This window comes from Selenomonas sp., from assembly GCF_052169755.1.
Lineage (GTDB): Bacteria > Bacillota > Negativicutes > Selenomonadales > Selenomonadaceae > Selenomonas.
This window is the reverse complement of sequence record NZ_JBQNBV010000080.1, coordinates 1-9716: the sequence shown is the minus strand read 5'-3', so window position 1 is coordinate 9716 and position 9716 is coordinate 1. Positions and strand designations below refer to the sequence as shown.

Annotated in this window: 11 protein-coding genes; 1 reads left to right on the top strand and 10 read right to left on the bottom strand. The window is 56.2% G+C overall.

Annotated features, from left to right (window positions below; translation table 11 throughout):
- Positions 1–131: 131 nt before the first annotated feature.
- Complete coding sequence (locus ACTTKG_RS06810) at positions 132–572, top strand: hypothetical protein (RefSeq protein WP_442673479.1); 441 nt, start codon at positions 132–134, stop codon at positions 570–572.
- 97 nt (positions 573–669) lie between these two features.
- Here the strand turns inward: ACTTKG_RS06810 and recJ are convergent, their stop codons facing one another.
- The 10 genes from recJ to ACTTKG_RS06760 form a co-directional block, all read right to left on the bottom strand.
- On the bottom strand, positions 670–2637 hold the full coding sequence (gene recJ, locus ACTTKG_RS06805; protein ID WP_442673478.1) for a single-stranded-DNA-specific exonuclease RecJ: 1968 nt from the start codon (positions 2635–2637) through the stop codon (positions 670–672).
- Between the two features lie 163 nt (positions 2638–2800).
- Entirely contained in the window at positions 2801–3718 is a 918-nt protein-coding gene (secF, locus tag ACTTKG_RS06800) for a protein translocase subunit SecF (protein ID WP_442673477.1), read from the bottom strand.
- Positions 3711–4979, bottom strand: a complete 1269-nt coding sequence (gene secD, locus ACTTKG_RS06795; protein ID WP_442673476.1) for a protein translocase subunit SecD — start codon at positions 4977–4979, stop codon at positions 3711–3713. The genes secF and secD overlap by 8 nt, the downstream gene beginning before the upstream one ends.
- Before the next feature lie 43 nt (positions 4980–5022).
- Positions 5023–5364 (bottom strand): hypothetical protein, encoded by a 342-nt coding sequence (locus ACTTKG_RS06790; RefSeq protein ID WP_442673475.1) that lies wholly within the window; start codon positions 5362–5364, stop codon positions 5023–5025.
- A 26-nt stretch (positions 5365–5390) separates the two neighbouring features.
- Complete coding sequence (locus ACTTKG_RS06785; protein ID WP_442673474.1) at positions 5391–6101, bottom strand: PP2C family protein-serine/threonine phosphatase; 711 nt, start codon at positions 6099–6101, stop codon at positions 5391–5393.
- Between the two features lie 9 nt (positions 6102–6110).
- The gene (locus tag ACTTKG_RS06780; RefSeq protein WP_442673473.1) at positions 6111–6662 is read right to left on the bottom strand and encodes a 5-formyltetrahydrofolate cyclo-ligase; all 552 of its coding nucleotides are present in this window, start codon (positions 6660–6662) and stop codon (positions 6111–6113) included.
- A 39-nt stretch (positions 6663–6701) separates the two neighbouring features.
- On the bottom strand, positions 6702–6998 hold the full coding sequence (gene yajC / locus ACTTKG_RS06775) for a preprotein translocase subunit YajC (RefSeq protein ID WP_442673472.1): 297 nt from the start codon (positions 6996–6998) through the stop codon (positions 6702–6704).
- Between the two features lie 94 nt (positions 6999–7092).
- Positions 7093–8208 (bottom strand): tRNA guanosine(34) transglycosylase Tgt, encoded by a 1116-nt coding sequence (tgt, locus tag ACTTKG_RS06770; protein ID WP_442673471.1) that lies wholly within the window; start codon positions 8206–8208, stop codon positions 7093–7095.
- 27 nt (positions 8209–8235) lie between these two features.
- Positions 8236–9267, bottom strand: a complete 1032-nt coding sequence (gene queA, locus ACTTKG_RS06765) for a tRNA preQ1(34) S-adenosylmethionine ribosyltransferase-isomerase QueA (protein ID WP_442673480.1) — start codon at positions 9265–9267, stop codon at positions 8236–8238.
- On the bottom strand, positions 9267–9716 hold a 450-nt coding region (locus ACTTKG_RS06760; RefSeq protein WP_442673470.1), incomplete at its 5' end, for a SpoIID/LytB domain-containing protein. The genes queA and ACTTKG_RS06760, both read right to left, overlap by 1 nt.

The window sequence follows — 9716 nt, the reverse complement described above, 5'->3', positions numbered from 1 at the left end:
GAGACTGCCCCGCTCCTAAAGGCGTATAACATCATCAAGGATATTCCCCCGTCGGGAACCTTATATAAAATCATTCTTGGCGACGTGCGCGAAAGCACGACGGACTGAACATGAAAAAGGAGAGAAACAAAATGAACCGCAAACTGCTTACTTCCATCCTTCTCTGTGCCGTATTCCTGCTGAGCATGGGCACCACATTTGCCATGCCCTCTGCCGACGCCTACGAAACCGTTGTGCAGTCACTCCCGCCGCTCGGTGCAAGGGTGACGGCAGACTCCTTCCCCAGCTTTGCCGAGGTCGTTCCGAATCATCCTATGGTACCGCCGCAGGTTGCACGCGGAACATACGGCGGCTGGGAGTTCATGGAGCAGATCCAAAACGGGCGCATCAGCTATGTCATCATCCGCCCCGAGGCAGGAGAACAAGACACCACAGCGATCGCCGAGGAGATCCTCTCTGCCACTTCGGAGATCTACGGCGATCCCTATCACTGCACGGACGATGGAAAATATCTCTGGGAGCATGGCGTCTACGACGCTAAGACAGGGACGTTCTTCGCACAAAACTACTAGAAAATCACGGATAAAATCATAATAAAGAGCCAATATATGAGTCTCCTCATGTATTGGCTCTTTATTATGACGGGAAGGAAGTCTCTGTAAAAAATTCCTACAGAGGATTTCCCTCGCGGAATATGCGCGACTTATATAAATCAAGCCGTTCTTTCGGTGCGGAAAACTTGTATGTTCCATCGGCTGCGTGCAGGATGCCAAGCTCTTCAAAAATTTGCAGCGCCTTTTGAAAGGTGAAGATCCCCATGACAGGAAAATGACGCAAATACTCTGCCAAAAGATACTCTGCATCCAACGGCAATTCTGCCGCCTTTTGACGTGCGAACAGAAAGCGATAGACCGAAGCCAGCGCATCACGGTCGGGATGCTTCGCCTCGGCGCGTGCCGGTCGAAAGTCTTCGAGCATGAGCTGCAAGGAGCGCTTTTCGCGCCATACATGATATTCGGGAAAGTATGCGATGTCGATGCGCTCACGGTTGACGAGAGGCGCTGCCTCGCCCTTGCCCCAAGCCAGAACGTCGATGCTCTCATCCACGCCGTCGAGCGCAAATTTCAAATGCTGCCCTTCCTTGCCGATCCGCTGCGCATAACTGCCGCGAACACCATGCGACGCAAAGAGCGGCTTGGGATTTCCCATGCCATAAGGCTCCAAGAGCTTGATCTCCATCATCAGTTTTTCAGAGATCTTATCCGGCGCAAGTTCTAACTCAATGTCAAGAATCGGGGTGAAGTCCTCTGCCGCGAGAACGCGCGTCGCATACGCGGCAAGCGCTTTGCGAAACGGCGCAATATCTTCCGAGCGCAGTGACAGCCCCGCCGCCTGCGCATGACCGCCGAAGCCAAGCAGATGCTCCTTACACGCCGAGAGCGCTTCAAACATGTGGAAGCCGCGAATGCTGCGGCACGATCCTTTGCCGATGCCGTCCTCTTCCGCGATGATGACCGTCGGACGATAGTACCGCTCGACGATGCGCGAGGCAACGATGCCGATGACGCCCGGATGCCAGCCCCCGCCGTGCAGCACGAGCACAGGAGCTTTTTTGACGTCGATGCTTTCGATCTGCTTTTCCGCCGCCTGCAAGATCTCCTGCTCCACAGCCTGCCTCTCGCGGTTTGCAGCGTCAAGCTCTTCCGCGATCGCCTGCGCTTCTGCTGCATCCTCTGTCAAAAGCAGCTCGACGCCGCGCAGAGCGGACGCCAGACGTCCGGCGGCATTGAGCCTAGGCGCAAGCACGAAGCCGATATGCCCCGCCGTGATTTCCTTTTCCTTGAGTTCTGTCACGGCGAGAAGCGCCTGAATCCCCAAGCGCTTCGATTTTTTCAAGACGCGAAGCCCCTGCTGCACAATCTTGCGGTTTTCGCCCACGAGCGGCACGACATCGGCGACCGTTCCCAAGGCGACGATGTCAAGATCGCCCGTGAAGGCTCTGCCGCGCATCTTCTGCCAGAGCGCCTGGCAGAGCTTGAACGCCACGCCCACGCCCGCGATGTTTTTGTCGGGATATGGGCAGTCTGCGCGATGCGGGTCGATGACGGCGACGGCTTTGGGCAGCTCTTTGCCCGGCAGGTGGTGATCGGTGATGATGAGATCCGTCTCCTCTTTCACCGCCGCCGCTTCTTCGACTGCGGAAATGCCGCAGTCCACCGTGACGATCAGAGCCGCGCCCGCCGCGATGATTTCATCGAGCGTTTCCTTGTGCAGTCCATAGCCGTCCTTCTGACGATGCGGAATGAAGTAGCCGACGTCTGCGCCAAGCTGACGCAGACTGCGGCAGAGAAGCGAGGTCGCCGTGATGCCGTCAACGTCGTAATCGCCGTAGACGACGATGCGCTCCTTCGCTTGAATCGCCCGCGCAATGCGCGAGACGGCTTTCTCCATATCTTTCATCAAAAATGGGTCGTAAAACGGCTGCTTTTCCGGATGAAGGAAGTTCCTTGCCTCTTCATCGGATGCAATACCACGATGCAGAAGGAGCGCCGCCGTAAAGGGCGTCGTGCCGATGCGCTGGGAAAACTCCACAGCGCGCGCCGACACATCGGGCAGAAGCGACCATTCTTTTTCCATTGTCCCCCTCCTTCCATCTGTCAGCTGATGGAGCAGACTGCACGCACAAACATCCACTTCGCGGGCATTGTGCGCCGCCCTTAATGAAAGGGGCTGTTCATAAGCCGGATTCGACCTATGCACAGCCCTTGCAGGTCTGCTTTCAGCGCCGCAGACCATGATTTTATTTTGCTGCAGCCGCGCTGCCCGCTCTGCGGCGTTTCTCCGAGAAATTGCGCAGGACGACCCAAATGGGGCTTGCGATAAAGATGGACGAATAGCAGCCGGCAAAGAAGCCGACGAGAAGCGCGAACGAGAAGTCTTTCGTCGTATCGCCGCCGAACCAATAGAGCGCGAACGTCGTGAAAAGCACGGTGCAGACCGTGTAGATCGAGCGCGTCAGCGTCTGATAGATGCTCGTATTGACCAGAGCACAGATATCGCCGCCGCGCCTGAAATGCAGCTTCAAATTCTCGCGAATGCGGTCGAAGATGACGATCGTATCATTGATCGAATAGCCGACGATCGTCAAGAGCGCCGCGACAAAGGAAGAATCAATCGGCCGCTGCGTCAAGGAAAAGACGCTCAAGACGATGAGAATGTCGTGAACCAATGCCATGATCGAGGAAACGCCGAACCTGAACTCGAAGCGATACGAAACGTAAAGCACGATCATGACCCACGAGAGCGCAAGCGCCCAAAGCGCATTCATGATAAGCTCGGCGCCCATCGTCGCGCCGACTTTCTCCTCGCGCAGCACATCGTAGTCGCCAAGCTGCTGCCTGAGCGACGCCATAACTGCCTTGCGCTCTTCTTCCTCCAAGTCGACGCTTCGCACCATGACGGTGGGCGCAGCTTCAGCGTTCGCCGCATCGCCCGAGAACTGGATCGTACTGTTGTCGAGGCTATACTCGCGCAGAACGCCGCGCACGTCCGCCAAGGTCACTTCCTTCTGAAAGCGCAGCTCGATGATCGTGCCGCCGGTGAAGTCGATGCCGAGGTTGAAGCCCTGCGTACACATGCTGAAAATACCTGGCACGATGACGCAAAGGGAGATGATGAACCAGATTTTCGTGCGTTTGACAATATCGAACTTAGGCATCTTTCTTCACCCCGCTTCCCACGGACAATCCCGTCGCACCGTAGACGGCGGGATTCTTGCAAATATTCGAGGCGATGAGCAGCTTCAGCATGTACTGCGTGAGCGTAATCGCCGTCAGCATACTGAGTACGACGCCAAGCCCGAGCGTGATGGCAAAGCCCTTGATCGTGCCCGTGCCGAAGAAAAACAGCACGAGCGCCGCGATGATCGTCGTGATGTTCGAATCGAAGATCGTCGTAAAGGCGCGCTTGAATCCCGCTTCCATCGAAAGGCGCAGCGTCTTGCCCAGTCGGTACTCCTCTTTGAAATGCTCAAAGATCAGCACGTTCGCATCGACCGCCATGCCGATGGATAAGATAATGCCCGCGACGCCAGGCAGCGTCAAAGTCGCGTCGAGCATCTTCAGAATGAAAAGCAGCAAGATGACATACGCCATGAGACTGAGGTCAGCAATAAGTCCCGAAAGGCGATAAAACAGTATCATGAACAGGAGGACGGCGGAAATGCCGATGACAAAGGCAAACTCACTCTTGTCCTTCGAATCCTGACCGAGCGTCGGACCAACCGTGCGCGTCTCGATGATGTTGACCTTGACAGGAAGTGCGCCGCTTCGCAAAAGCATCGCGATGCGATGCGCCTCTTCCTGGCTCTCCTGTCCCGTGATCTCAGCCCTGCCGCCCGTGATAGGCTCGCGCACGTTCGGATTCGTCAAGACTTCGCCGTCGAGCAGGATGGCGATGCGACGGCCGACATTCTTCGTCGTCAGATCGGCGAACTTCTTCGCTCCCTCGTCGGAAAACTCCAAGTTGACCACATATTGATTCTGCTGATTTCGTGCGTCCTGCGCGTTTTTCAAGTCCGTACCCGTCATGACGGTATTGCCTTCTTCGTCCTTGAATTCAAGCATTGCCGTCTTGCCGATCGTCTTGATTGCAGAATCGGGATCCTTGATGCCCGGCAGCTCTATGATGATGCGGCGCTCGCCCTGGCGCTGAATCAGCGGCTCAGTCAAACCAAGCTCGTTGACGCGCTTCTCCATGATCTTTACGACGCGCTGCATCGCATCTTCATTGACTTGCGCCTCCGGCGTATCGACGGCTTCGAGCACGACGTGCGTACCGCCCTGCAAATCAAGACCTTGACGTATGGAATTCGCCAACGGCGAGACGAAGGCGAAAAACACGCCGACGATCACCGCGATGACCGCGATGAGCTTCAGTAAAGCGTCCTGTCTCAAATCTTTCCATCTCCTCTGATACATATTGTTCTTCCGCACTCAGGCGCAATGCGCGAATCGATGCGGTTCAAGCCCCTTTTTCATGCAGAAATGCGATGACCGCCGCCAAAACCTCAGCCGCCGAAAGCTCATCCGTCTGCAAATAGAGATCGGCATGTTCCCTCGCATCTTTCAAACGCTCGTGCTGCACCACCAAGCGCTCTTCGGTCCATGAGACGCGGCGGCGCTTCTTGATCGCCGGGAGCGTCGCGTCGATCATCACGAGAACATCGGGACGGTGTTTGTTCCAAAAGGCGCGTATGCACGAGTGTTCCTGCGCCACATTGTACGCATCAAAGCCCGCATCCTTCAGCCCCTGCACAAGCGTCGTCTTGCCCGACGCACAGACGCCGACAACAGCAATTCTCATGATTCTCTCCTCTTAGCCACATGTCCTTAAAACGGGTACGAAGCGGAAAGCTGCTCGATCTTTGGCGCATCAGACGAACTTTCCGAAATCCCCATGACGACGACCGTCATATCGTCGCCCGCTTTCTCTTTGTCTAAAGAAAGCGCATATTCCAAGATGCTCTTGGCGATGAATTCACAGTCCTCAGGCGCATTGTCCTCGATGATGGCGATGATCTTCTTCATATCCATCGCCGCGCCGTCGTACTTCTTTCCCGCATGGGCGATGCCGTCTGTGAAAGAGACGACGATCATGCCCGAAGCAAACGGCAATTCGTAGACGTGGGGCTTCATGTGGCGGTTGACGCCAATCGGCGACACCTCATCGTCGTAGATCGTCAGGTACTCGTCCGTCTTGACGATGGTCGGACAGTTGGAATTGCGGCTGATGACGACCGTTTCTGACTCCAAATCGGCGCTCAGAAGCGTCAGTGTACACGACACCTTCTTATCCTTCATCGCATAGAGGTAGTCATGCACGGCGCGTGCCACAGCGCCGTCACGCGCGCCATCGGCGATCAAGGAAGCCGCCTTGTTCACGACCCAGCTGCTCGTATGATGCGCCGCCAGCCCGCTTCCCTGCCCGTCGGCGATGACGGCGGAAAGACCGCCGTAAGGCCGCTCAATGATGTCAAAGCTGTCGCCGCAATGCTGCATCGCATACTTATTGATTTTTGCCATGCCTACGTTTATCTTCATCAATGCTTCTCACCTGCAAAATATGGTTTCGTTCTCCGTAACAATCCCGTGCATCATGATATCATGCGCCTCGAGCGGAAGATCTTCCATGATCTGACACGAAAACGCCACAGCGATGCGCTGCGCCTGCGTCGCTTTCTCGCCCAAAAAGCGATCATAGAAGCCCGCGCCCAACCCGAGCCGCTCTCCCTTGCGCGAAAACGCCGCGCCCGGCACAAGCACGCAGTCAAGACTCGCGGGATCGACGATTTCGCGCTGATCTTCGCGCACGGTCAATATGCCGTAGTCGCCAAGCACGAGATCCGAAAGCGCGCGCACGCGCACCGCCTCCATGACGCCCTTCCCTCTGACGAGCGGCAGGGCGACCGCCTTGCCCTCAGACAAAGCCGCCGCAATCCAGCCGTAGAGCTGAACCTCATCCGCCATCGAAGCAAAGGCGAAAATCCGCTTTGCCATGCAGCAGGCAGGAAGCGATCTGAGCCGTCTGCAAATCGCTTCGCTGAACGTCTCATTCTCCTTGGGCGAAAGGCTGCGGCGACGCGCCAAAGCCTCTTGCCGCATTCGCTTTTTCGCCTGCAAAAGATCTCTATATACCATGCGTCATGACTTTTCCAAGGCTGTGCCATCGCTCACATTTGCATGAATGGAAGCGCGTGACACCTCGATCTCCACCTGCTCGGCGATCTTCAGCTTGACCATCGTATCGTGCACCTCTGTCAGCGTGCCGTAAATGCCGCCGATCGTCACGACGCGATTGCCGCGCTTGAGTCCGTCGAGCATCTCTTTGCGGCGCTTCTGTTCCTTGCGCTGCGGCTTGATGATGAGAAAATAGATGACAAGCACCATGAAAATCAACGGTCCGTATGTATATAGAGCATTCATCATATTTGCGTCCATCGTATTCCTCCCAATCAAAGACAAGAAAATCTCTCATAGCTATAAATTTCTTTCGACGCTTTTCGCTTTTTCCCTTTATTGCAGAAAAAATTCCTTATCGTTTGTAATTCCGAAGAAAATTTGCACGAAATTCGCCGAATGTACCCGAGAGAATGGCTTCTCGCATCTCGCGCATAAAAACTTGCAGGAAATACAGGTTGTGCAGCGTCAAAAGGCGCAGTCCGAAGATTTCCTCGGCACGCACGAGGTGCCGGATGTAGGCGCGCGTGTAGCCGCTCCGGCAAGCGTAGCAGCCGCATCCCTCTTCAAGCACAGAAAAATCACGCGTGTAGGCGGCGTTCTTCATCACGAGCCTGCCGGTATGCGTCATCGCCATGCCGTTTCGCGCCACACGCGTCGGGAATACACAGTCAAACATGTCGATGCCGTGCATGACGCCCTCTAAAAGATAATCAGGCGTGCCGACGCCCATCAAGTAGCGCGGCTTATCTTCGGGCAGAAGATGCACGGTGAGACCAAGCATCTCGTACATGACTTCCTTCGGTTCGCCGACGCTCAGTCCGCCGACAGCATAGCCGGGAAAATCAAGCGCGACGAGATCCGCCACGCTCTTTTCGCGCAGATCCTTATACATGCCGCCCTGCACGATGCCAAAAAGCCCTTGCTGCTCGCTCGTCATCGCCTTCTTGCAGCGCTCTGCCCAGCGCGTCGTGCGCTCCGTCGAGGCTTTCGCATAATCGTAGTCGGCAGGATACGGCACACATTCATCGAACGCCATGACGATGTCTGAGCCGAGCGCCATCTGTACCTGCATCGAAACCTCCGGCGACAAAAACTTCTTTGAGCCGTCGATATGCGAGCGAAACGTCACGCCGTCCTCGGTGATCTTGCGCAAATCGCCGAGACTGAACACTTGAAAGCCGCCGCTGTCGGTCAAGATCGCGCCGTCCCAGTGCATGAAGCGATGCAGTCCGCCCGCCTCGCGCACGAGATCCATGCCGGGGCGCAAGAAAAGATGATATGTATTGGAAAGAATCACCCCCGCGCCAAGGCTTTTAAGTTCATCGGGCGAGACGCCCTTGACGGACGCCTGCGTGCCCACGGGCATGAAGATCGGCGTCGGGAAACTGCCGTGCGGCGTATGCAGAATGCCGGCGCGCGCTCCCGTCGCGGCATCTTTTTTTATCAGTTCATAAGTAATGGCTGTCAAAGAGCGTCCTCCTCTTTCGCACCGTTTTCAGCGCTTCCTTGTCAAAAACATCGCATCGCCGAACGAAAAGAAGCGATATCCCTCGCGCACCGCCTCTTCGTAGGCGGACAATACGAACTCGCGTCCGGCGAACGCGCTGATGAGCATGAGCAGCGTCGATTTCGGCAAATGAAAATTCGTCACGAGCGCATCGACGATCTTGAAGCGATAGCCCGGATAGATGAAGATGTCCGTCCAGCCGCTCTTCGCCGCGATCTCTCCCTGCACCTCAGCCGCCGACTCCAGCGTGCGGATCGACGTCGTGCCGACGGCGACGATGCGGCCGCCCGCCCCTTTCGTGCGGCGAATCAAGTCCGCCGTCTCCTCCGGCAGCCGATAATACTCGCTGTGCATCTTATGATCTTCGATGTTTTCCACGTTTACGGGGCGAAACGTACCGAGACCGACATGAAGCGTGACGAAGCCGATATGAACGCCTTTCGCCTGAATCGCGGCGAGCTGTTCCTTCGTAAAATGCAGCCCTGCCGTCGGCGCCGCCGCCGAACCTTCTTCGCGGCAGTAAACCGTTTGATAGCGTTCCTTATCCTCCAGTTTTTCATGAATATACGGCGGCAGCGGCGTTTCGCCCAAGCGGTCAAGAATCTCCTCAAAAACGCCCTCGTAGCGAAACCTCACGATACGTCCGCCAAAATCCGTATGCGCCGCAACCTCAGCGCTCAATTCATCAGAAAAGCGAATGACCTGCCCGACCTGCGCTTTCTTGCCGGGGCGCACCAGAGTTTCCCACGAGTCCTTGTCGATGCGACGCAGCAAAAACACCTCGATATGTGCGCCCGTCGGCTCACGCCTGCCATAAAGACGCGCCGGCAAGACGCGCGTATCGTTCAAGATCAGAGCGTCGCCGGGCGAAAGAAACTCTCCCAAATCATAAAAATGACGATGCTTCATCGTCCCCGCCAGCGGATCGAGCACCATGAGACGCGACGCATTGCGCGGCTCGATGGGCTTCTGCGCGATCTGTTCCTCGGGCAGTTCGTAATTAAAATCATCGAGCATCATCACGGCAAAACCTCCAACGTCGTTCCCGGATAATAATGCGCCAAGATGGCGTCATACTTCATACTAGCCGCGAGTCTCTCCGCGCCATGCTGCGACATTCCCAGACCGTGCCCGCTACCAAAGCCTGCGAATACGATCTCTCCCTTTTCACGCCGCACATCAAAAAGCGTGCTCTTCAAGCCGAAGATCGAGCGCATATCGCTCCCCGTCAGCGTCGCCGCGCGATTCGAGCCGTGAATCACCATGCGTGAAACGCGCCCCGAAGGCGTACGATACGCATCACTCTTGCCGATGACGAGCGGTGAAAGCTCGATTTTCTGCAAAGCGCCCACATCTTGTCCGGCAGCGGCAAGTTTTTTTAGAAAATCGGCTTCTGCGAAAGTCGTCTGCCACGGGCTCGTCTTTTGCACTTCGTCTTCAACCGGCACGAGATACGGTACGCCATCGCT

Bases quoted from the DNA above. Each gene is read 5' to 3' on its own strand.
- ACTTKG_RS06810 (WP_442673479.1), top strand. From the start codon at position 132: ATGAACCGCAAACTGCTTACTTCCATCCTTCTCTGTGCCGTATTCCTG.
- recJ (WP_442673478.1), bottom strand. From the start codon at position 2,637: ATGGAAAAAGAATGGTCGCTTCTGCCCGATGTGTCGGCGCGCGCTGTG.
- secF (WP_442673477.1), bottom strand. From the start codon at position 3,718: ATGCCTAAGTTCGATATTGTCAAACGCACGAAAATCTGGTTCATCATC.
- secD (WP_442673476.1), bottom strand. From the start codon at position 4,979: ATGTATCAGAGGAGATGGAAAGATTTGAGACAGGACGCTTTACTGAAG.
- ACTTKG_RS06790 (WP_442673475.1), bottom strand. From the start codon at position 5,364: ATGAGAATTGCTGTTGTCGGCGTCTGTGCGTCGGGCAAGACGACGCTT.
- ACTTKG_RS06785 (WP_442673474.1), bottom strand. From the start codon at position 6,101: ATGAAGATAAACGTAGGCATGGCAAAAATCAATAAGTATGCGATGCAG.
- ACTTKG_RS06780 (WP_442673473.1), bottom strand. From the start codon at position 6,662: ATGCGGCAAGAGGCTTTGGCGCGTCGCCGCAGCCTTTCGCCCAAGGAG.
- yajC (WP_442673472.1), bottom strand. From the start codon at position 6,998: ATGGACGCAAATATGATGAATGCTCTATATACATACGGACCGTTGATT.
- queA (WP_442673480.1), bottom strand. From the start codon at position 9,267: ATGATGCTCGATGATTTTAATTACGAACTGCCCGAGGAACAGATCGCG.